General features: G+C 65.0%; 21 protein-coding genes and 1 pseudogene. 13 read left to right on the top strand and 9 right to left on the bottom strand.

Going from position 1 to position 21,655, the window contains the following annotated elements; all coding sequences use genetic code 11:
* Positions 1-15: 15 nt before the first annotated feature.
* The 3 genes from KYG_RS05325 to sucC all read right to left on the bottom strand — a co-directional run bounded on the left by KYG_RS05325 (position 16) and on the right by sucC (position 5,073).
* Entirely contained in the window at positions 16-2,607 is a 2,592-nt protein-coding gene (locus KYG_RS05325; RefSeq protein WP_008903819.1) for a CHASE2 domain-containing serine/threonine-protein kinase, read from the bottom strand.
* A gap of 393 nt (positions 2,608-3,000) precedes the next feature.
* Positions 3,001-3,897 carry a succinate--CoA ligase subunit alpha gene (gene sucD, locus KYG_RS05320; RefSeq protein WP_008903818.1) on the bottom strand — a complete coding sequence of 299 codons (897 nt, stop codon included), beginning with the start codon at positions 3,895-3,897 and terminating at the stop codon, positions 3,001-3,003.
* 15 nt (positions 3,898-3,912) lie between these two features.
* Positions 3,913-5,073 (bottom strand): ADP-forming succinate--CoA ligase subunit beta, encoded by a 1,161-nt coding sequence (gene sucC / locus KYG_RS05315; protein WP_008903817.1) that lies wholly within the window; start codon positions 5,071-5,073, stop codon positions 3,913-3,915.
* Between the two features lie 163 nt (positions 5,074-5,236).
* Between sucC and argC the strand changes: the two genes are divergently transcribed.
* Complete coding sequence (argC, locus tag KYG_RS05310) at positions 5,237-6,169, top strand: N-acetyl-gamma-glutamyl-phosphate reductase (protein ID WP_008903816.1); 933 nt, start codon at positions 5,237-5,239, stop codon at positions 6,167-6,169.
* 126 nt (positions 6,170-6,295) lie between these two features.
* On the opposite strand, the gene recX is transcribed toward argC, so the two are convergent.
* Positions 6,296-6,760 (bottom strand): recombination regulator RecX, encoded by a 465-nt coding sequence (gene recX / locus KYG_RS05305; protein ID WP_008903815.1) that lies wholly within the window; start codon positions 6,758-6,760, stop codon positions 6,296-6,298.
* 90 nt (positions 6,761-6,850) lie between these two features.
* Positions 6,851-7,963 carry a recombinase RecA gene (gene recA / locus KYG_RS05300; protein WP_008903814.1) on the bottom strand — a complete coding sequence of 371 codons (1,113 nt, stop codon included), beginning with the start codon at positions 7,961-7,963 and terminating at the stop codon, positions 6,851-6,853.
* A gap of 141 nt (positions 7,964-8,104) precedes the next feature.
* Here recA and KYG_RS05295 point away from each other — a divergent pair, with 141 nt between their 5' ends.
* From KYG_RS05295 to KYG_RS05280, 4 genes are all read left to right on the top strand, one after another.
* Positions 8,105-8,611: a MarR family winged helix-turn-helix transcriptional regulator gene (locus KYG_RS05295; RefSeq protein ID WP_008903813.1), complete on the top strand. Its 507-nt coding sequence runs from the start codon at positions 8,105-8,107 to the stop codon at positions 8,609-8,611.
* A gap of 96 nt (positions 8,612-8,707) precedes the next feature.
* On the top strand, positions 8,708-9,553 hold the full coding sequence (locus KYG_RS05290) for an N-formylglutamate amidohydrolase (protein ID WP_034693315.1): 846 nt from the start codon (positions 8,708-8,710) through the stop codon (positions 9,551-9,553).
* 162 nt (positions 9,554-9,715) lie between these two features.
* On the top strand, positions 9,716-10,390 hold the full coding sequence (locus tag KYG_RS05285; RefSeq protein ID WP_008903811.1) for a response regulator transcription factor: 675 nt from the start codon (positions 9,716-9,718) through the stop codon (positions 10,388-10,390).
* 80 nt (positions 10,391-10,470) lie between these two features.
* The gene (locus KYG_RS05280) at positions 10,471-11,922 is read left to right on the top strand and encodes a sensor histidine kinase (protein ID WP_008903810.1); all 1,452 of its coding nucleotides are present in this window, start codon (positions 10,471-10,473) and stop codon (positions 11,920-11,922) included.
* A gap of 68 nt (positions 11,923-11,990) precedes the next feature.
* Here the strand turns inward: KYG_RS05280 and KYG_RS05275 are convergent, their stop codons facing one another.
* From KYG_RS05275 to KYG_RS05265, 3 genes are read right to left on the bottom strand one after another with little or no spacing between them, the layout of a single operon-like run.
* Positions 11,991-12,707 carry an SPOR domain-containing protein gene (locus KYG_RS05275; protein WP_008903809.1) on the bottom strand — a complete coding sequence of 239 codons (717 nt, stop codon included), beginning with the start codon at positions 12,705-12,707 and terminating at the stop codon, positions 11,991-11,993.
* Between the two features lie 46 nt (positions 12,708-12,753).
* Positions 12,754-13,614, bottom strand: a complete 861-nt coding sequence (locus KYG_RS05270; RefSeq protein ID WP_008903808.1) for a biotin--[acetyl-CoA-carboxylase] ligase — start codon at positions 13,612-13,614, stop codon at positions 12,754-12,756.
* On the bottom strand, positions 13,611-14,213 hold the full coding sequence (locus KYG_RS05265) for an SET domain-containing protein (RefSeq protein ID WP_008903807.1): 603 nt from the start codon (positions 14,211-14,213) through the stop codon (positions 13,611-13,613). Before KYG_RS05265 ends, KYG_RS05270 begins: the two co-directional genes overlap by 4 nt.
* A 131-nt stretch (positions 14,214-14,344) precedes the next feature.
* On the opposite strand from KYG_RS05265, the pseudogene KYG_RS05260 reads away from it, so the two are divergent.
* The 4 genes and pseudogenes from KYG_RS05260 to KYG_RS05245 all read left to right on the top strand — a co-directional run bounded on the left by KYG_RS05260 (position 14,345) and on the right by KYG_RS05245 (position 18,363).
* A pseudogene (locus tag KYG_RS05260) lies at positions 14,345-17,288 on the top strand (DNA topoisomerase III).
* Complete coding sequence (locus KYG_RS05255) at positions 17,285-17,500, top strand: hypothetical protein (RefSeq protein WP_008903806.1); 216 nt, start codon at positions 17,285-17,287, stop codon at positions 17,498-17,500. The pseudogene KYG_RS05260 and the gene KYG_RS05255 overlap by 4 nt, the downstream one beginning before the upstream one ends.
* 54 nt (positions 17,501-17,554) lie before the next feature.
* On the top strand, positions 17,555-17,905 hold the full coding sequence (locus KYG_RS05250; RefSeq protein ID WP_008903805.1) for a DUF4124 domain-containing protein: 351 nt from the start codon (positions 17,555-17,557) through the stop codon (positions 17,903-17,905).
* A 134-nt stretch (positions 17,906-18,039) separates the two neighbouring features.
* Positions 18,040-18,363: a DUF2834 domain-containing protein gene (locus KYG_RS05245; protein WP_008903804.1), complete on the top strand. Its 324-nt coding sequence runs from the start codon at positions 18,040-18,042 to the stop codon at positions 18,361-18,363.
* On the opposite strand, the gene KYG_RS05240 is transcribed toward KYG_RS05245, so the two are convergent.
* Positions 18,339-19,229, bottom strand: a complete 891-nt coding sequence (locus KYG_RS05240) for a helix-turn-helix domain-containing protein (RefSeq protein WP_008903803.1) — start codon at positions 19,227-19,229, stop codon at positions 18,339-18,341. The genes KYG_RS05245 and KYG_RS05240 overlap by 25 nt on opposite strands.
* 71 nt (positions 19,230-19,300) lie before the next feature.
* On the opposite strand from KYG_RS05240, the gene KYG_RS05235 reads away from it, so the two are divergent.
* The 4 genes from KYG_RS05235 to KYG_RS24270 form a co-directional block, all read left to right on the top strand.
* Positions 19,301-20,056 carry a tyrosine-protein phosphatase gene (locus KYG_RS05235; protein ID WP_008903802.1) on the top strand — a complete coding sequence of 252 codons (756 nt, stop codon included), beginning with the start codon at positions 19,301-19,303 and terminating at the stop codon, positions 20,054-20,056.
* 159 nt (positions 20,057-20,215) lie between these two features.
* Complete coding sequence (locus KYG_RS05230) at positions 20,216-20,596, top strand: BPSL0067 family protein (protein WP_034693281.1); 381 nt, start codon at positions 20,216-20,218, stop codon at positions 20,594-20,596.
* A gap of 5 nt (positions 20,597-20,601) precedes the next feature.
* Complete coding sequence (locus KYG_RS05225; RefSeq protein ID WP_008903800.1) at positions 20,602-21,078, top strand: STY0301 family protein; 477 nt, start codon at positions 20,602-20,604, stop codon at positions 21,076-21,078.
* Between the two features lie 40 nt (positions 21,079-21,118).
* On the top strand, positions 21,119-21,655 hold a 537-nt coding region (locus KYG_RS24270), incomplete at its 3' end, for a peptidoglycan-binding protein (protein ID WP_139019298.1).

Here is a 21,655-nt window from a genome sequence, read left to right as displayed (position 1 = left end):
ATGTGGGTGCGAGCGTCATCGGGCGCCAGGTTTCGGCAGGGATGCTGCACCTCGTCCAGCGGGTGTCTCCATCACGGTTTTCTGAAAATCCGCCATTTCCTGCCCTGTTGCATCGCGGAGCGCATCATAGACGACTGCCCCCGGCCTGGGCGACCCCGCCTGTCCGTCCGCAGCGCCCGCCTGCCGCAGGTCGGCGGCGAACTGCCGACCCGTCTGGTAGCGGGCCTCCGGGCGCTTTTGAAGGGCAAGCGCCACCACGCGCGCCACGGCGGGCGGCAGCTCCGGACGGATCTCGCGGATGTCCGGTGCGTCCACGGTGGCGATCTTGTGCATGAGCTCAGTCATGGATTCGCCACGCAATGGCAACGAGCCGGTGAGCAACTGGAACAACATGACGCCCAGGGAGTACAGGTCGGACCGGCCATCCACCTTTTTACCGGCCAGTTGCTCGGGCGACATGAAACTGGGGGTTCCCAGCACCAGACCCGTGCGGGTCTTGCTGGAGTCCGTAATGCGGGCGATTCCGAAATCCGTCACCTTGACGGCATCAGTGGCAGCGTCAAACATGATGTTGGCCGGCTTGATGTCGCGGTGCACCACCTGGTGTGCATGGGCGTAGTCCAGCGCTTCGGCCACGCGCGACACGATAGAAAGAACTGTGCCGACCGGCAACAGCTGCCCGGCGCGACACGCCTGCGTGAGGTCTGCGCCCTTGAGGAATTCCATGGCGATGTACGCCAGGTCGTGCTCCTCACCCGCATCGAAAATTGTGACGATGCAGGGATGCTGTAGGCGCCCTGCGGTTTCCGCCTCGCGGAAAAAGCGCGCCCGTGCATCAATGAGCGCCTCGCCCTCGAACTCCTCGCCGAGCGCCAGCGTTTTGATGGCCACCACGCGCCCGATCTTGGGATCGCGGCCCAAATACACCACCCCCATGGCACCCTTGCCGAGTTCCTTGTCGATCTGGTAGCGGCCCAGCATGGGCACGCCGGGAGCAGCGTCTCCGGGCAACCGCGCGCTGGTGGTGCCGGGCGGGACCGACGCTGGCGTACTGGAGGGCGTGGCTCCCGCCTCCTGGTGCAGTTGCGCCCGCACACGCCGGTAGCGCACGTAGGCATCCTTGAATTCGCGGTTGTGCTGCAGGATGTGCTTGTAGACCGACTTGGCTTTGGCAAGGTTGCGCTTGCGCTCGAAGTCCTGGGCCAGGTGGTAGAGGTTGTCCATCAGCGCATCGCTGGGTGGCACCCGGCGCAGGCGGTCAAAGGCCATGTCCAGCTGCCCTTGTCCCTGCAAGGCGAGCCCCATCATTCGATCGGTCTCTGCCGTTTCGCCAGAGGAGTGCGTGTGGGCTTTCGCCAGGGTCTGCAGCGTTGTGAACGCTCCAAATCCTGCCAGCAGGGCCAATGCGCCTGGCGCCACTGGCACCCACCACCCCGCATGGCGCAGAAGGGCCCAGCCCGTGGCCACCAGAAGTAGCAACAGCGAAACGCTCAGAACCCCGCCCACCCTGTGCGAAAGCCGGGGCAGCCCGAGTGCCACAAACATCAGCGCGCACAGCGCAATACCCCACGATACGCCCGCTGCCCATGCGGGCCGTTGCACCACCAAGCCCTGCCGTATCGCAGAAAGGGTGTGCGCAAGGACCTCCACCGGGTACAGGGTGCCCGCGCTCGTGGTCACCCGCGACTCCACCAGCGCGTCGCTGGTTTCGCCCACCAGAACCACCTTGTCCTTGAAAGTGTGGGCGGGCACCTTGCCGTTGACCACGCTGGCGAACGACAGAACGGGAAACGCCGGCACACCGTCCTGCGCAGCATGAAAGCGCGGGCGCATGAAGGCCAAGTCATCCGTCGCAATGTTCAGCCCGCCGATGCGCACGGAGTTCGGCTCGGTCTGGGTGCTGAGCTGATCCTGGCCAAGATGAAGGCTGTGCCGGGCCACCAGCAGGGCCAAGGCAGGGATTCCCACGTTGTCGTACCGCAGGGCCAGCGGCACACGGCGCAGGCGTCCATCTTCATCTTCGACCAAGGTGTGGTGGCCCACACCCGCCGCCACCGATCCAAGGGCTGGCACGGGATACTGTGCCGATGTTGCGGCGAGCGCCAGGCTGGCAGGGTCAGGCAGCACGCTGCGGTGGGCATAGGCCGGCAGCGGCGCGCCAGCCCCGCCCGCCAGTGCATGGCGCGATGTCAGAAACACGTTGCCTGCCCGCTGGATGCTGGCCGCAAGGCGGGCGTCGGCATCCAGCGCCTTCTCCGCCTCGTCCACCGTTCGGGCAAGTTCCGCGGCCAACGGTGAGGGGTCTGCTGCGCGCACAAGGGTTTCGCGCATCTTTCGCAGATAGGCAAGACCCTGATCGGGCTGAGGCTGTGCAAGGGACGGCGTCAGTGCGATGGTCCGAGCGCCGGCTGAAGAGAGCTGGTCAATCAGCCGGGCATACAGGTCACGAGACCATGGCGGGCTCCCCAGAGAAGCCAGGCTGGCGTCATCGATGCCGATGACGGCAATTTCCGGCAACGGAGGCGGTGCAGTGATGCGGGTGGCGGCGTCATACACCCGGAAGTCCAGCCACTGAAGCACCCCAGTGGCCCCACACAGCGCAACCATGGCAGCAGCAGCCAGCGCGCCACGCAGCCCTTCGGTGCGCCCCCTGCCAAGCCACCGTACCGATCTTGTTCGTCCCACTTGCTGCTGTTCCACTCGCTGTATTGGTGGCACTTAAAAGCAATATTTACGCCGGGGCTGGCCGGGTGTGGTGCAGCGCGCGGGCAGCGGTGCAGACACACAGGCGGCAAGACGCACTGTGCCGTTCTTGTCGCATCCCGCAGCGGAACCGGAGGCCCATGCCATTTTTGTCACCGAAAGTAACAGGCATTGAAAACGGTCAGAAGCGAAAAAGCGTCCGCAACCTTGCGGTTGCAGACGCTTTTTCGTGGCTCCTACGGCCCCAACCCATGCCTTGCGGCGTGTCCAGAGCGGGTGAAGCGGGAGGCCCGGGGATTACTTGAGCTGTGCCTTGAGCAGCTTGCCCAGTTCCGAAGGGTTGCGGGTGATGATGAAGCCCGACTCTTCCATGATGGCCAGCTTGGCATCAGCCGTGTCGGCACCACCGGAGATCAGCGCGCCAGCATGGCCCATGCGCTTGCCGGGAGGGGCGGTCACGCCAGCGATGAAGCCTACGACAGGCTTCTTCATGTTGGCCTTGCACCACTGCGCGGCTTCGGCTTCGTCGGGGCCGCCGATTTCGCCGATCATGATCACGGCGTCGGTGTCTGGATCGTCGTTGAAAGCCTTCATCACGTCGATGTGCTTGAGACCATTGATGGGGTCGCCACCAATGCCCACAGCGCTCGACTGGCCCAGGCCCACTTCGGTCAGCATCGCCACGGCTTCGTACGTCAGCGTGCCCGAGCGGGATACCACGCCGATACGGCCCTTGCGGTGGATGTGGCCGGGCATGATGCCGATCTTGATTTCGTCAGGCGTGATCAGGCCAGGGCAGTTGGGGCCCAGCAGCAGGGTCTTCTTGCCGCCGGCGGCTTCCTTGGCCTTCATCTTGTTGCGCACCATCAGCATGTCCTTGACCGGAATGCCTTCGGTGATGCAGATCGCCAGGTCCAGATCGGCTTCCACAGCTTCCCAGATCGCGTCCGCAGCGCCTGCTGGGGGCACGTAGATCACCGAGACGGTTGCGCCGGTCTGCTGGGCGGCTTCCTTGACGGAGGCGTAGATCGGGATATTGAAGATCGACTCGCCCGCCTTCTTGGGGTTCACGCCTGCCACGAAGCAGTTCTTGCCGTTCGCGTATTCCTGGCACTTTTCAGTGTGGAACTGGCCGGTCTTGCCCGTGATGCCCTGGGTGATGACCTTGGTGTCTTTGTTGATGTAGATCGACATGTGTGTTCTCCGGGCTTACTTGACGGCAGCAACGATCTTGGTCGCAGCTTCGGCCATGGTGTCTGCAGCGATGATGGGCAGGCCGGACTCGGCCAGCATCTTCTTGCCCAGCTCTTCGTTCGTGCCCTTCATGCGCACGACCAGCGGCACGTTCAGGTTCACGGCCTTGCAAGCGGTGATCACGCCGGTGGCAATGGTGTCGCACTTCATGATGCCGCCGAAGATGTTGACCAGAATGCCTTCAACCTTGGGGTTCTTGAGCATGATCTTGAAGGCTTCAGTCACCTTCTCGGGGGTGGCACCGCCGCCCACATCCAGGAAGTTGGCCGGCTCGCCGCCGAACAGCTTGATGGTGTCCATGGTGGCCATGGCCAGGCCCGCGCCGTTGACCAGGCAGCCGATGTTGCCATCCAGGCTGATGTAGGCCAGGTCGAACTTGGAGGCTTCCACTTCGGCCGGATCTTCTTCGTCCAGATCGCGGAAGGCCACGATTTCAGGGTGACGAAACAGGGCGTTGGCGTCAAAGTTGAACTTCGCGTCCAGGGCCATCAGGTTGCCCTTGGAGTCGCAGTTCAGCGGGTTGATTTCCACCAGCGACGCATCGGTATCCATGTAGCACTTGTAGATCTTGGCGAAGATGTCCACGGCCTGGTCGATCGAGGCGCCACTCAATCCGATGGCTGCTGCCACCTTGCGGCTCTGCGCTTCGGTGATGCCGGTCAGCGGGTCGATCATCTCGGTGATGATCTTCTCGGGCGTGGAGTGGGCCACTTCCTCGATGTCCATGCCGCCTTCGCTGGACGCGATCAGGGCGACCTTCTGCGTGGCGCGGTCGGTGACCAACGACACATACAGTTCGTTCTTGATGTCGGCGCCGTCTTCGATGTACAGGCGGCGGACCTTCTGGCCTTCGGCGCCGGTCTGGTGCGTGACCAGCTGCATGCCCAGGATTTCGCTGGCGCGGGCCTTCACGTCGTCAATGGATTTGGCCACCTTCACGCCACCACCCTTGCCACGGCCACCGGCGTGGATCTGGGCCTTGACCACCCACACGGGGCCGCCGAGCTTCTGGGCTGCTTCCACGGCTTCTTGCACCGTGAATGCGGGAATGCCACGCGGAACGGGCACACCAAAATTGCGCAAGATTTCCTTGCCTTGGTATTCGTGAATCTTCATGAGGTCTCTCTCAGGGAAGGGTGGTATTTACCCGTTTACCATGGACAACAAAATGTCTGGCCGCGGGCTGGGGACATGGCAACCGGCGACTGTATCATGTTGCAACGCACCATCCCTTGTGCCAAGCTTACAGGCGCATCCACCCCATAGCAGGAGCATTCCGATGTCCAGAATCTTTATTGATGGCGAAGCCGGCACCACGGGCCTGCAGATCCGTGAACGGCTGCAGGCCATGCCGCAGGTGGAGCTGGTGAGCATTGCGCCCGAGTTGCGCAAGGACCCCGCTGCCAAGCGCGACCTCATTGCGGGCGTGGATCTGGTGGTGCTGTGCCTGCACGACGATGCCGCGCGCGAGACCGTGGCCATGGTCGATGAGATCGAAAAGACCACCGGCCGCCAGGTCAAGGTGATCGACGCCAGCACAGCGCACCGCACGGCACCCGGCTGGGTGTTTGGCTTTCCCGAGCTCGCCGCAGGCCAGGCGCAAGCCGTGCGCGATGCGCTGCGCGTTTCCAACCCCGGCTGCTATTCCACCGGCGCCATCGCCCTGCTGCGCCCGCTGGTGGATGCAGGCCTCGTGCCCCATGATTTCCCGCTCGCGCTGCCCGCCGTCAGTGGCTATTCGGGCGGCGGACGCACCATGATCGAAGCCTATGAGCAAGGCCAGGCGGCGCCGTTCGAGCTGTATGCACTGGGCCTCGCGCACAAGCACCTGCCCGAAATTTTGAAATACACCGGGCTCACGCGCCGACCCATTTTTGTGCCGGCCGTGGGCAACTTCCGCCAGGGCATGCTGGTGCAGTTGCCGCTGCATCTGGATCTGCTGCCCGGCCAGCCCAAGGCCGCAGACCTGCACGACGCGCTGGCCTCGCACTATGCAAAGAGCAACACGCCCGCGCAATGGGTGAGCGTGCTGCCACCCACGGACGACGGCAAGCTCGAGCCCACCGCGCTGAACGACACCAACAAGCTGGAGCTGCGGGTGTTCAGCAACGAAACCCACCGCCAGGCCGTGCTGGTGGCGCGCCTCGATAACCTGGGCAAGGGCGCCAGCGGGGCCGCAGTGCAGAACCTGCAGCTGATGCTGGGCCTGTAAACCGACACGCCCTGCAATGGCAGGGCATGATCGCTATTGATTTAGTAGCTATTGGCGCTTGCTGGTAAAGCGCTAGCGGCCATTTTCACCCTTATTTTGGCGATCGCAGCCCCACAGGCTGCGCGGTCACAGGGCGTCGTCTTCCTCAGGCCCGCCGCCGCGCACCACGCGGCGCACCACATCGCCCGCGAACCCGCGCGCGGCCAGAAAGCGCATCTGCCGCGCCCGCTCCTTGGCGTCGTCGGCCACGCTGCCAAAGCGCTGGCGCCACACGGCGCGGGCGCGCTCCAGTTCGGTGGCACGCAGTTGTTCAGCAGTGGCGCGCACCAGGTCGTCATCCAGCCCCTTGCTGCGAAGCTCCTGCACCAGGCGCTGGGTGCCCAAGCGCGCGGCGCGGCGGTGCACCAGCGATTCGGCCACGCGATGGGCGTTGATGAAGTCCTTGGCCTGCAGGTCATCCAGCACCGCGTTGAGATCGTCGCCCTCCTGCACGTGGCGCGCCAGCTTGGTGGCCAACTCGGCGCGCGAATGTTCGCGTTGCGACAGCAGCCGCAGCGCGCGGCCCTTGAGGGAGAGGGTGCCAAAGCCCATCGCCTTTTGCTCTCATATAAGTAGCGGTTAGCGCTTTACCAGCAAGCGCCAGCGGCCCATTTCATCAAAACAGGCCGCGCATCCGCCTGCTTACTTGTTGTTGTCTTCCTTCTCGCCCTTGGCAACCTTGGCGGGCTTGTCGGCAGGGGCGGCTTCCAGGGCCGCGGGCAGCAGGGCAATGCCCAGGCTCTCGCGCACCTTGTTCTCGATCTCGCGGGCGAGGTCGGGGTTCTCGCGCAGGAACTCGCGGGCGTTGTCGCGGCCCTGGCCGATCTTTTCGCCGTTGTAGGCGTACCAGGCGCCGCTCTTTTCCACGATCTTCGCGTTCACGCCCATGTCGATGATCTCGCCCTCGCGGCTGATGCCCTCGCCGAAGAGGATGTCGAACTCGGCCGTCTTGAACGGCGGGCTCACCTTGTTCTTGACCACCTTGACCTTGGTTTCGTTGCCGATGGCCTCTTCACCCTTCTTGATGGTGCCGGTGCGGCGGATGTCCAGCCGCACCGAGGCGTAGAACTTGAGCGCATTGCCGCCGGTGGTGGTTTCGGGCGAACCGAACATCACGCCGATCTTCATGCGGATCTGGTTGATGAAGATGACCATGCAGTTGGTCTTCTTGATGGTGGAGGTCAGCTTGCGCAGCGCCTGGCTCATCAGGCGGGCCTGCAGGCCAGGCAGGCTGTCGCCCATTTCACCCTCGATTTCGGCCTTGGGCGTGAGCGCGGCCACCGAGTCCACCACGATCAGGTCCACGGCGCCCGAGCGCACCAGGCTGTCCACAATTTCCAGTGCCTGCTCGCCGGTGTCGGGCTGGCTGATCAGCAGGTCAGACAGCTGCACGCCCAGCTTCTGGGCGTATTGCACATCCAGCGCGTGTTCGGCATCGACGAACGCGCAGGTGCCGCCCTGCTTTTGCATCTCGGCAATGACCTGCAGCGTGAGCGTGGTCTTGCCCGACGATTCAGGGCCATAGATTTCAACCACCCGGCCGCGCGGCAGGCCACCCACGCCCAGGGCGATGTCGAGGCCCAGCGAGCCGGTGGAGACAACCTGGATGTCCTCGATCACCTCGCCTTCACCCAGGCGCATGATGGTGCCCTTGCCAAACTGCTTCTCGATCTGGGCGAGCGCGGCGGCCAGGGCCTTGGCCTTTTCGGTGTTCACTGGCAATGCCGGGTTGGTGCCTTTGACTGCGACGTCCATGAGAAAACTCCTTGAAAAACAACAGGTTGGATGCTTGCATCGCTCTGCGGTTAATCACAGGCTGGATGCTTGAACAGTAGTTTATGCGAGTGATGCAATCAAAACAAAGCGATATTTGGTCAGTTTGCCTGACAATTTACCATGACCGATTTTTCTCGCTCCGGCCTGCCTGCGGCGGCCGACGACGGCTGGCGGCAAACCCACCTGGGTCGCCTCATGGGCAGCGCGCTGCGCCGCTTCGACGCCCGGGTGCTGCAGCTCATGGCCCGCAATATCGAAGTGCCGCTGGCGCTGTCCAACCTGGCGGCACGTGACCAGGTGACGGCTGCGCACGTGCACATCACCCGCCACCTGGCCTTGCAGGGCGACCGGCTGACCGACCTGGCCCAGCGCGCGGGCATGACCAAGCAGGCCATGGCCCACCTGGTGGACCAGTGCGAGGCCTGGGGCCTGGTCACACGCGAGGCAGACGCGCTGGATGCGCGCGCGCGGCGCGTGCGCTTCACGCCCACGGGCCTGGCGTGGTTGCAGGCGTTTCACGATGCCGTCGCGCAGGCCGAGGCGGAGTTCCGCGATGAAGTCGGCGCCGAGGTGGCCACGGTGGTGGCCATCGGGCTGGAGGCCTACGCGGGCGGCGCCCCGCCCTGACCCGTCCGCAGGCACTACACAAGGGAATGCGCCATGGACGCCCGCTGGCGGATTGCGCACACTGGCACCCTTGCCGACTGCGTTACCCTCGAAGCCATGTCCTCCGAAGTCACCCACCTGCCCGGCCGTACCCCGCTGGTGCTCGATTCCCCCCACAGCGGCACCCGATACCCCGCTGATTTTGGTTCGGCCTGCGATCTGCCCACCCTGCGCCGCGCCGAAGACACGCATGTCGAGAAGATCTACGCCTTTGCCCCCGCCCTCGGCGTGGCCTGGATCGAAGCCCATTTCCCGCGCATCTACCTGGATGCCAACCGCGACACCACCGAGCTGGACACCAGCCTGCTCGACGGCGAATGGACCGAGCCGGTCTCCACCGAGCCCGCGGTGCTCAGCAAGGTGCGCCTGGGCAAGGGGCTGATCTGGAAGTTCACCGACGAAGGCGAGCCGATCTACAACCGCCAGCTCTCTGTGGCCGAGGTGCGCGCGCGCATTGAGCGCTGCTGGCGCCCCTACCACGCTGCCGTGCAACAGGCCATTGCCGCCGCGCACGCGTGCCACGGCTACAGCATCCACATCAACTGCCACTCGATGCCCGCCGTGGCGGGGCGCTTTGCCACCGAATTTCCGGGCCTGGTGCACGCCGACTTTGTGGTGGGCGACCGCGACGGCACCACCGCAAGCCCCGCGCTGTCGGCCCTGGTGTGCGAGCACCTGCGCGGCTGTGGTTACAGCGTGGAGCACAACCACCCCTACAAGGGCGTGGAGCTGGTGCGGCGCTACAGCAACCCGGCAGAGCACCGCCACAGCATCCAGCTGGAGATCAACCGCCGGCTGTACATGGATGAGCACACGCTGGCACAGCACCCCGAAGGCATGGCGCGCCTGCAGGCCGACCTGAAGGCGCTGGTGCACAAGCTGCTCGCCACCGATCCACGCTGACCGTCCAGCGCCTGCCAGGTCACAGCCAAACCTGCGCCGCACCGGCGCAGGACCACTGCGGCGGCCCGATGTGCGCGATGGATACGCCAGGCCCGAGTGCCTCCTAAAATCGCGGCACAGGCGCGGCGCCAGACCACAGCCACCCACCAGGAGACAACCCCCATGCGCATCCTCATTGCCGAAGACGACCAGGTGCTGGCCGATGGCCTGCTGCGCACGCTGCGCGCATCGGGGGCCGTGGTGGACCACGTCGCCAGCGGCAGCGAGGCCGACGCGGCCCTGCTGACCAACAACGAGTTCGACCTGCTCATCCTCGATCTGGGCCTGCCCCGCATGCACGGGCTGGAGGTGCTGAAAAAGCTGCGCGGCCGGGGCTCGGCCCTGCCGGTGCTGATCCTCACCGCGGCCGACAGCGTGGAAGAGCGCGTGAAGGGCCTCGATTTTGGCGCCGACGACTACATGGCCAAGCCCTTTTCCCTGCAGGAGCTGGAGGCGCGCGTGCGTGCGCTCACGCGCCGGGGCATGGGCGGCACCAGCAGCGCCATCAAGCACGGCCCGCTGGTGTACGACCAGGCGGGCCGTGTGGCCACCATCGACGGCAAGATGGTCGAGCTGTCGGCGCGCGAGCTGGGCCTGCTCGAAGTGCTGCTGCAGCGCGCTGGGCGCCTGGTCAGCAAGGAGCAGCTGGTGGAGCGCCTGTGCGAATGGGGCGAAGAGGTGAGCAACAACGCCATCGAGGTCTACATCCACCGCCTGCGCAAGAAGATCGAGGGCGGGCCCATCCGCATCGCCACGGTGCGCGGCCTGGGGTACTGCCTGGAGAAGATTCCCGGATAGTCAAAAAAATGATAGCTACTCGCGCTTGATGGATAAGCGCCAGAGGCCAATTTCATTCAAAACCCACCACGGCGACTGCCTTGAAAATCTTCCAGCGCGAGCAGCGCTCCCTGTTTGGCGAGATCCTGGACTGGATGCTCACGCCGCTGCTGCTGCTGTGGCCCGTGAGCCTGGCGCTGACCTGGCTGGTGGCCCAGGGCCTGGCCAACAAGCCTTTTGACCGCGCACTCGAATACAACGCCCACGCGCTGGCCCAGCTGGTGAGCGTCTCGCGGGGCAAGGCCCAGTTCAACCTGCCCCAGCCCGCCACCGAAATCCTGCGGGCCGACGATTCCGACATCGTGTACTACCAGGTCATCGGCCCTGGGGGTGAATTCCTCTCGGGCGAACGCGAACTGCCCCAGCCGCCTGCGGATGAAATTCCCCAGTCGGGCGAGGTGCGGCTGCGCGATGCGGAGCTGCGGGGCATCGATATCCGCATCGCCTACATCTGGGTGCGGCTGCCGCTGGAGGACACGCCCGTGGCGCTGGTGCAGGTGGCCGAAACCCGCGAAAAGCGCAGTGTGCTGGCCACCGAAATCATCAAGGGCGTGATGCTGCCGCAGTTCGTCATCCTGCCGCTGGCCGTGCTGCTGGTGTGGCTGGCGCTGGCGCGCGGCATCCAGCCGCTGAACCAGCTGGAGCAGCGCATCCGCGCGCGCAACCCCGACGACCTCTCGCCACTGGACGACCGCACCGTGCCGCTGGAGGTCGCGCCGCTGGTGTCGTCGGTGAATGATCTGCTCACACGCCTGAACGACTCGCTGGCCACGCAAAAGCGCTTTCTGGCCGACGCGGCCCACCAGCTCAAGACCCCCCTGGCAGGCCTGCGCATGCAGGCCGACCTGGCCCAGCGCGAAGGCACCAGCACCGAGGAGCTCAAGCGCTCGCTGCAGCAGATCGGCCGCTCGAGCATCCGCGCCACGCACACCGTCAACCAGCTGCTGGCGCTGGCGCGCGCCGAGGGCAGCGGCGTGGGCATTGCCCGCCAGCCCTGCGACCTGGCACGGCTGGTCATCGAGGTGGTGCGCGACTCGGTGCCGCGCGCGCTGGAAAAGCACATCGACCTGGGCTACGACGGCGCCGAGCCCGGCTCGCCCGGGATGGTGCTGGACGGCAACCCCACCTTGCTCAAGGAGCTCGTGCGCAACCTGGTGGACAACGCCATCAACTACACGCCCTCCACGCCCGACAAGCCCGGCGTGGTTACCGCACGCGTGCTGGCCGACACCTTTGGCCATGTGCTGCTGCTGCAGGTGGAAGACTCGGGCCCCGGCGTGCCCGAGGCCGAGCGCGAGCTGGTGTTCCAGCCCTTCTACCGGGCGCTGGGCAGCGAGGCCGATGGCTCGGGCCTGGGCCTGCCCATCGTGCTGGAGATCGCGCGCAAGCACGACGCCGAGGTCACGCTGGAAGACGCGCGCCCCGGGCACCACCCGCCGGGCGCGCGCTTCAGTGTGCGCTTTGCAGCGCGCGATACCGTTGTGCCGGGCTGATCGCGTCGCGGCCAAGGGCGGACATCAACGGTGCGGGAACGCCTGCGCCCCGCCGTACCGCCTATCCGTCAGCTGCAGGCCCGCAGCGTCTTGCCGGCCATGGCGGTGCGCAGGGGTTCGAGCTGCGGGCGCAGCGCGTCCGTCACCGCGGGCAGGCGCAGCGTGAAGCCGGTGGCGTCCGGCCGCTCCTGCAGCACACGCGCCGTGCGCACGCCCTTGTTGGCCAGATTGGTGAGCTCGCGCTCGGCCGCTTCCTTGGACGAGAAACGCCCCAGCGACAGGCCGTATTCCAGCGTGCCACCGGCGCGGTCGTGGTCCACCTTGCGGGCGCGCAGCTCGGCGCGCTTGCGGTCCATCGTCTCCAGGTCATCAAAGCGCCCCATGTACACCATCCAGCGGCCGGGGATGGGGGTGGGGTCCAGCTGCCAGCTGCCCTGCGGCAGCGGGGCCAGCGTGGCGCGCAAGGTCTCGGCCTGGCGCTCGTCAAACACCCCCGCCTGCAGGCATTCCGCGGCGTCGGATGCAGACGGGGACGACGGCGCAGAACTGGCGTTGCTGCTGGCCACCGCCACGCCGGAGGGCGCAGACTGCGAGGACGATGAGGGCGCAGTGCGGCTGGGGTTCACACGCAGGATCTGCAGCGTCTCGGGCCGGATCTGCTGGTTCATGCGCTGGGGCTCGGCCTGCTCCTCAGGGGCAAAGCCCCAGTCCTTGAGCAGCCCCTGCGACCACGCGTAGTAGCCCGCGTTGGCCAGCAGCAGCACGATCACGGCAAGTCGGAGCATGGGGCGCAGCCTTTCAGGAACATCGGAATCAACAAAAGCAGCATCTTCACACCGGTGGCACCGCAGTGGGCCGCACGCTGATTTCAGCGCTGGTGATGGCCTGCATGCCGCCCGCCGTATGCACCAGCAGCGCACCATCGTCGCCCACGCCATGCGCGGTGCCGGTGTGGCCGTCGCTCAGCGTCACTGCGCGGCCCTGCAGCACGTCGCGTGCCGCAAAGCGGGGCTGCATGGGGCCAAATCCGTAGCCTTCAAACGAGCGCAGCATGGCCACCAGCGGCGGCACGATGCGCAGCAGGGCGGTGGGCGCGTCCATGCCCGGCTCCACCTCCTGCAGGCTGCCGGGCGGCATGCTCATGCCCTCGGCACTGCGCGGCAGCACGTTGATGCCAATGCCCACCACCACATAGCGTGCGGTGCCTGCATGGCCTGGTGCAATCGCCGTCTGGGGCGCCACAAAACTCGCAGTCTCCACCAGAATGCCGCCCAGCTTGCGGTCGCCCGCCACGCCGCCCAGCCAGAGGTCGTTGGGCCACTTCAGGCCGACGCGGGCCGGCTGGTGAGTGCCCAGCGGCGGCAGCACGGGCTGCAGGCTCTCGGCCACGCTCACGCCCACGGCCAGCGACAGGCCGGACCAGTCCTTGGGGGCCAGCGGCAAGCCCAGGGACATCATGAGCGAAGCCCCGACGTCGCTTTGCCAAACCCGCCCCAGCCGCCCGCGCCCGGCCGTCTGCTGCTCGGCCACCAGCAGGGTGGGGTCGCACTGGCCGTTGCGCGCGCGGCGCATCAGCTCGGTGTTGGTGGAGTCGATGGTGGGCAGCACCTCGACGGTAAAGCCCGGCAGCAACGGTGACACCGCCTCCCAGATGGCCTCGGCGGGCCAACGGATCGGGGACGTGGCGTTCACTGGCTGCGGCCCCGCGGCTTGGTCTTCTGGGGCGCCTTGGGCGCCTTGGGGGCCTTGGCAGCCTTTTTGGAAGAAGACGGCCTGGACGGCGGCAGCGGCACCGGCGGCGCCCAGCCGCGCTTGGGCGCCAGCAGCGTGCCCCGGCAGTTCTTGCTGCCGCACCAGCAGGGGTATTCGGCCTTGAGCTTCGGGGTGTAGCGCTCTTCAATGATCAGGCCGTAGTCGTAGTTCAGCTCTTCGCCCGCCTGGATGTTGCGCAGCGCGGTGATGAAAATGCGGCCGTCGCGTTCGTCGGCGTAGCAGTTGGGGTTGCAGCTGTGGTTGATCCAGCGCGACGAATTACCGCCGAACTTTGCGTCGATCACGTGGTCTTCATCCACATGAAAGTAGAACGTGTGGTTGGGCTGCAAGGGGTCGTGCGGGTGCCGGTCCTGCGCCTCCTGCCAGCCGATCACTTCACCCGTGTATTCGACAAGGACTTCGCCCTCTGCAATATCCTGCACGGCAAAAACGCCCTTGCCATGCACGCCCGAGCGCCGGGTCTGGATGCGACGCCCCTGCGCGGGGGTCGGGGTTGCAGGCGGTGCGGTGCGGGGCATGGCAAAAACTCTGTTAACTTGATAGTGCACACATGTGTGCGTGCGCGTGTATGCGTGTGCATGCGCGTGAGAGACGAATTGTAGAAGCGCCCGGAACCCGGGCAACCAGAACGACTGGCGAGAGCCCCAAAATGACCAAGACCCTGGTAATTGCAGAGAAACCCTCGGTAGCGCAAGACATCGTGCGCGCCCTCACGCCCGTGGCGGGCAAGTTTGAAAAGCACGACGAACACTTCGAAAACGACCGCTATGTAGTCACCAGCGCCGTGGGCCACCTGGTGGAGATCCAGGCGCCCGAAGAGTTTGACGTGAAGCGCGGCAAGTGGAGCTTTGCCCACCTGCCTGTGATTCCGCCGTACTTTGACCTCAAGCCCGTGGACAAGACCAAGACGCGCCTGAACGCAGTCGTCAAGCAGGCCAAGCGCAAGGACGTGACCGAACTCATCAACGCCTGTGACGCGGGACGCGAGGGGGAGCTGATCTTCCGCCTGATCGAGCAGTACGCCGGGGGCAGCAAGCCCGATGGCAAAGGTCTTGGCAAGCCCGTCAAGCGCCTGTGGCTGCAGTCCATGACGCCCCAGGCCATCCGCGATGGCTTCGATGCGCTGCGCAGCGAGCAGCAGATGGCAGGCCTGGCCCACGCCGCGCGCAGCCGGTCTGAAGCCGACTGGCTGGTCGGCATCAACGGCACCCGCGCCATGACGGCCTTCAACTCGCGCGACGGTGGGTTCTTTTTGACCACCGTGGGCCGCGTGCAGACACCCACGCTCTCGCTGGTGGTGGAGCGCGAAGAAAAGATCCGCAAGTTCATCAGCCGTGACTACTGGGAAATCCACGCCACCTTTGGCGCCCAGGCCGGTGAATACCCCGCCAAATGGTTCGACCCCAAATGGAAAAAATCGGAAGACGTGGAAGCCCGCGCCGACCGCGTGTGGTCTGCATCGGAAGCCCAGGCGATTGCCAACGCCGTGCGCGGCAAGCAGGCGACGGTCACCGAAGAGAGCAAGCCCACCACGCAGGCGTCGCCCCTGCTGTTCGATTTGACCAGCCTGCAACGCGAGGCCAACGGCAAGTTCGGCTTTTCTGCCAAGACCACGCTGGCGCTGGCGCAAAGCCTGTACGAGCGCCACAAGGCCCTGACCTACCCGCGTACCGACTCGCGCGCGCTGCCGGAAGACTATCTGCCCGTGGCCAAGCAGACCTTCGAGATGCTGGCCGACAGCGGCATGCGCCACCTGGCGCCGCACGCGCTCACCGCGCTGAACAACAACTACGTGCGCCCGTCCAAGCGCATCTTCGACAACAGCAAGGTGAGCGATCACTTTGCCATCATCCCCACGCTGCAGGCGCCCAGCGGCCTGAGCGAGGCTGAGCAGAAGCTGTACGACCTGGTCGTGCGCCGCTTCATGGCCGTGTTCTTCCCAAGCGCCGAATACACCGTCACCACGCGTATTTCCACTGTGGCTCCACACAGCTTCAAGACCGAAGGCAAGGTCTTGGTCAAACCTGGCTGGCTGGCCATCTACGGCAAGGAAGCGGCTGACGAAGTCGAAGGCGGCAAGGACGGCGACAAGGGCCAGAACCTGGTGCCCGTGAAGCCTGGTGAAATGGTCAACACCCTGCAGGTGGACCCCAAGGGCCTCAAGACCAAGCCCCCCGCCCGCTACTCGGAAGCCACGCTGCTCGGTGCCATGGAAAGCGCTGGCAAGCAGATCGACGACGACGAGCTGCGCGAAGCCATGCAGGAAAAAGGCCTGGGCACGCCCGCCACGCGCGCAGCCATCATCGAAGGCCTGCTGACCGAAAAATACATGCTGCGCGAAGGCCGCGAGATCATCCCCACGGCCAAGGCCTTCCAGCTCATGACGCTGCTGCGCGGGCTGGAGGTGGAAGAACTGTGCCGCGCCGACCTCACGGGCGAATGGGAGTTCAAGCTCGCACAGATGGAAAAGGGCCTGCTCACGCGCGAATCCTTCATGCAGGAGATCGCCGCCATGACCGAGCGCATGGTGAAAAAAGGCCAAGGAATACGACCGCGACACCATCCCCGGCGACTACGCCACACTCGAATCGCCGTGCCCCAACTGCGGCGGCGTGGTCAAAGAGAACTACCGCCGCTTTGCCTGCGTGGGCAAGCCCGGCTCGGAAGGCTGCGGCTTCAGCTTCGGCAAATCGCCCGCAGGCCGCACCTTTGAAACGGCCGAGGCCAACGCGCTGCTGCGCGACAAGAAGATCGGCCCGCTGGAAGGCTTCCGCTCCAAGGCGGGCTGGCCTTTCACGTCCGAGATCGTCATCAAGTACGACGACGAGGCGCACAACTACAAGCTCGAATTCGACTTTGGCGACGACAAGAAGGGCGAAGAATCTGGCGAGATCGTGGAGTTTGAAGACGCATCACTCGGCGCGTGCCCCATTTGCGGCTCGGAAGTGCATGAGCACGGCAGCAACTACGTGTGCAGCAAGGCCGTGCCCACCGCCGCCCAGCCCACGCCCAGCTGCACCTTCAAGAGCGGCAAGATCATCCTTCAACAGCCTGTGGAGCGCGAGCAGATGACCAAGCTGCTCGACACCGGCAAGACCGACCTGCTCGACAAGTTTGTGAGCATGCGCACCCGCCGCGCCTTCAAGGCCCACCTGGCGTGGGACAAGGAGGCGGGCAAGGTCAACTTCGAGTTTGCACCGAGCAAGTTCCCGCCGCGCCCAGGCGCTGCTGCAAAAACAGGAGCTGGTGGCGCAGGCAGGACAAGCGCTGCAGCCAAAAGAGCCTCAAAGCCTGCTGCCGCCAAGAAGGCCCCGGCCACCAAGACCGCAGCCGCCAAGGCACCCCGCAAGGCCGCCGCAGGCAAGGCCCCCAGTGCTGCCCTGGCTGCCGTGATCGGCTCCGAACCGGTGGCCCGCCCCGAGGCCGTGAAGAAGATGTGGGAGTACATCAAGGCCAACAACTTGCAGGACCCCAAGGACAAGCGCACCATCGTCGCCGACGACAAGCTGCGCGCCGTGTTCGGCAAGGACAGCGCGGGCATGTTCGAGCTGGCCGGCATTCTGGGCAACCATCTGGGAGGCGACGCAGCATGAAACACCACCACGACTTCGCCCGACACAGCGCCACCAGCGTCAGAGCATCCGGCTGGCGTAGGCTGGTGCTGGCTGTTGCTGCTGCGGCGGCACTTGCGGGCTGCGACAGCCTGCCCGCACGCACCAGCGCTGGTGACGCAGCCGGTGCGCGCGAGCCCTCGGGCATCACCGTCTACGGCACCATGGACGTGGGCGTGCAGCGCCAGCGCTGACGCCGCTGGCTCCCGCCCCGGTCTGTCGTCGGTCCTGATCCGCCACACCCCCGCATGCGCAGCCGCTCGGAACGCACGGTCCTCACCGCCATAGCGGTGATTCTCGTTGCCGCTGCCGCCGCCGCGTGGTGGACGCACGACCAATGGTTGCCCCACGCCGGGCCCTGGGCCGAGCAGGCCTGGAAAAAGATCACCCGCCCGGGCCCCGAAACGCTGCCGCCCGGCAAGCAGCAACCTGCTGCACGGGCCGGCGCCGTACAGGGTGGGGCATCCCAACCGCTGGCTGCGCAGCCTCGCAAGTGCGTGCAGGACGGCCGCACCACCTACACCGACCAGCCTTGCCCCAAAGGGGCGCAGGAGCAGCCGGTGGACGGCGCCGTCACATCGCTCCCCCGCGCGCAGTAAATACGTGCACTGAAGAGTTCACGGCCGGCCTGCGCGGACAAGTCGCATTTTTCCTAGCCGTCCACAGGGTGTGCGGATTCAATCGGTGCATTGATCCACTGTCCGGGCCTCCACGTGGGAGGCCCCATACAACAATGCACAACCACCGGTACCTGCGCACCTTTTTTCTTCTCCTGGCTCTTGCCGGCCTGGCAGTCCCCTGGTATTTCAACGCGGTGTATTTCCTGTCGGGGGGCAGCGTGATGCCCGGGGTTTTCTGGAGCGATGCCTTCGCCAACCCGCTCACCACGGCCATCACCCTGGATGTGTACTTGGCGGCTGGGGCGTTCTCCGCCTGGGTTGCCGCTGACGGCACCCGGGGCGCCTGGCGCTGGGCCTACATCGCCGCCTGCTGGTGCCTGGGCCTGGCCTTCGCCATGCCGCTGTACCTGGCTCAGCGTCTGCGGACCAATTCCTGATCGCCTTGCAGGTGCGCCAGCGTCTTCTGCGCCTGCACACCGATCTTCATGGGCCATTGCGCACTGATCGGGGTGCGCGTGCCTTGCACCAGCGCCCGCAACGGGTGGCCCGCGAGCCTGCGCACGTCGCGCCCCATGTGCGACTGGTCGTAGTAGCCTTCGTCGGCTGCCAGCTCTGCCCCGGCAACCGCACTTCCCGGCGCGGCAAGCGCATGCCCCAGCGCGCTGTTCATGCGCGCAATCACCTCAAACTGCTTGGGCGCCATGCCCCAGTGCGCCACAAAGCGCCGTTCGAATTGCCGCTGGCCCAGGCCCATGCGATGGCCCATCGCAGCCAGCAAGGCCAGCCCCTGCAGCCGTTGCGATTCACAGGGCGACGGCGGTGCAACCGTTTGCCGGACAAACTGGCACAGCACCTCCAGCCGCGTTGCATCGTCTGCCGTGGCCCTCACTGCGTGCTCCACTTCGGCCCACCGGGGGCCAGCCAGTTCCGCCAGCGGGCGCGCTGTGTTGACCTGCCCACGCGCGTTGGCAAAAAGCGCCGCCGCTGCCGCAGGCTGCAGCACCAGCCCCACTGCTCGCACCGGGCCGCCGTGCTCGTACACGGTGGGCGTGGTGCTGGCGCTGATCCAGGCCGAAGGTGGCACCAGCGCGCCCCGGCAGTGCACTTGGCCCGCCAGCCGCACCACCAGAATGCTCGACACCATCGCCGGGAAATGCGACTGCGCCAGAGTTGCAGGGGCATCGACCACCACCGCGCCTACCAGCCAGGGCTGCAGATCAAGGGGTGCGGGCACAAAACGCTGCATGGCCGGATTCTGCACACCCGCGCCAGCCAGTGGCCGAAGCAGCCACGCGTGCGACATGTGCCTGCCGTACCGCCCGTCTATCCTTGGCGGTTCAGCACTCGCCCCACCGCACCTCAATCCCACGCACCATGCAGCAAGCGCAAACCCCCACCCGATCCCTCCCCCTCGCAGGCGCCACCAATTTCCGTGACCTCGGCGGCTATGTGGGCCACGGCGGGCGCCCGGTGAAATGGCGCCGCATCTTCCGCTCCGACCACCTGGCGGGCCTGACGCCCGAAGACCAGGCCCTGCTGGCCGACCTGGGCGTGGCTCGCGCGGTGGACTTTCGGGGCCAGGCCGAAAGCGCCGCCTATGCCTATGCGCTGCCCGGCGTGGCCTACCACCCGCTGCACATCGAGCCCACCGTGGTGCAGCGCGCACTGGAGCTGCAACGCACCGGCCGCCAGCTCACCGCGCAAGACGCCGTGGGCCTGATGCAAGACACCTACCGCGGCTTTGTGCACGACAACGCGCCGCGTTTTGCCGAGCTGTTCCGCCTGCTGCTGGCCAGCGATGCGCCCACCGTGTTCCACTGCACCGCAGGCAAAGACCGCACCGGCTTCGCCGCCGCCCTCATCCTGCTGACACTGGGCGTGCCGCGTGACGTGGTCATGCACGACTACCTGCTCACCAACGCGCTCTACCAGCGCCCGCCCGGCATGGGCACCCACGCGCCTGAAGAAGTGCTGCGCGTGCTGTGGCGCGTGCAAGAGGAGTTTCTGGACGCCGCCCTGCACTTGGTGGACAACGACTTTGGCGGCGTGCAGCCGTATCTGGTGGATGTGCTGGGTGTGGAAGCTGCTGCGCAGAGGGAGCTGGAGGGGCGGTATTTGCAGGACGCATAACTTTCTTGAGAAAGACCGGACTGTGCGAGTTGCTAAAGCCTGCGCACAAGTGGTTTCCAGTGTCACGTTTTGATCCTGGATGGCGCTCCTAGAATTCCGCCGCCCCAAGCGTCTGAACGAGCCTCTACAGGCGTGTTTGCGTGGCGTCCCTGTAATCGCATGTCATACATCTACGGCAACCCAGAGTCATTGGCCAAGCAACCCCTCGTTGGCACGCATCACTGCGTTGCACTCGTCAAGCACTACGCCCATGCGCCAGCCACGCCACTCTGGAGAGAAGGAGCCGCTGTGAAAGGCAACATGCTGCTCGCGAAGGGCACCGCCATCGCAACCTTCGTCAACGGAAAGTACCCAAACCAAGGCACTGGCAACCATGCGGCGTTGTATGTGTCCCAAGATGCATCGGGAATCACGGTCGTCGATCAATGGTCCGGCAGCGGCACGATCCGCTTGCGTCGCTTGATGTTTCTCGGCAAGGACAAGACAGGGAAGTATGTGGACCCCAGCAACAATGGCGACGCCTTTTCGGTGGTGGAGTAATCGGTATGACGAATAAATTTGGCCTGAGTCTTTTACTGATTGTTTTGGGCGCGAGCGGCGCCGCCGTCGCGCAACAGGCCCCAGCCACCGCAGCGTCTCCCAAGGCAATCGCTTGCCCACCATCGATCCAGGTCCAACAGACGCCCCTCACCGCCTTTGCTGCAGGATGGCAAACCCGCAGCAGCAACGACACGCATCCTCTCGCCAATATTTCCTTCTACGCGGGGCCACCAGAGGAGATGGCCCAACTGGCGCCCAGCAGCGAGCAGCGCAAAGCCAAGACTCTCACTTCGCGGTGGCTGCTCGCTCCGACCGACCGCGTTTACTGGGTGGCTTGTGAATACGCCGGGACATCGGCCATCGTTACCAGGCCGCTTGAAAAAAACATTGCGTCTTGTGTTGCCGAGCACGACCCGAACAGCTCGCCACCGGTGCTTAAACGATGGAGCTGCGCAGCAGGCCAGCGCGGTAGGCAGGAGTGAGATTCTCTGAGATGCGTACCTTTTATTAAAGATATTAATAATGGCCGAAATTAAAATTACTTCGCCAATTGGAAAAACCGTTGGAAACAATCCTCATGAGGTACAAGCGATACAGCGAGCTCTCAATCGTCATATGAACTGCAAGGTCGGCTATCAGCCCATCAAAGAAGACGGCCGGATTTCTCCCGAAACACTCCAAGCGATCTATGTATTTCAGAGAATGCTTGGAATAGCACCCGCGGACTCTATTATTCTCCCCAATGGTTCGACTCATAGGGCCTTGAATCAAGATATCATCAGAATTCTCAATCCCACTGCAGCATGCGTTGCTGCTGATCAAGAAAAAATAAGACAAGTAATTATTGACCGGGTAAATATTGTTGAACGTAAAACGTGGCAGGCTTTGAATCCTGCCAAAATTCCCCAGAATGATTGGAGCTACCAGTCCATCGCCATTCATCATGCGGGTAATTCCTTCTCATGCGGTGCAAAGGGTGTTGATGCCCTGAAGCAGGCTGAGAAGATCGATATGAATAGCTTCGGACAAATTAGCTATCACTATGCTATCGATTGTCTA

Origin of the sequence: Acidovorax sp. NO-1 (genome assembly GCF_000238595.1) — a bacterium.
Classification (GTDB): Bacteria; Pseudomonadota; Gammaproteobacteria; order Burkholderiales; family Burkholderiaceae_C; genus Acidovorax.
The sequence above is the reverse complement of the archived record's forward strand: the minus strand, read 5'-3'. Positions and strand labels throughout refer to the sequence as shown.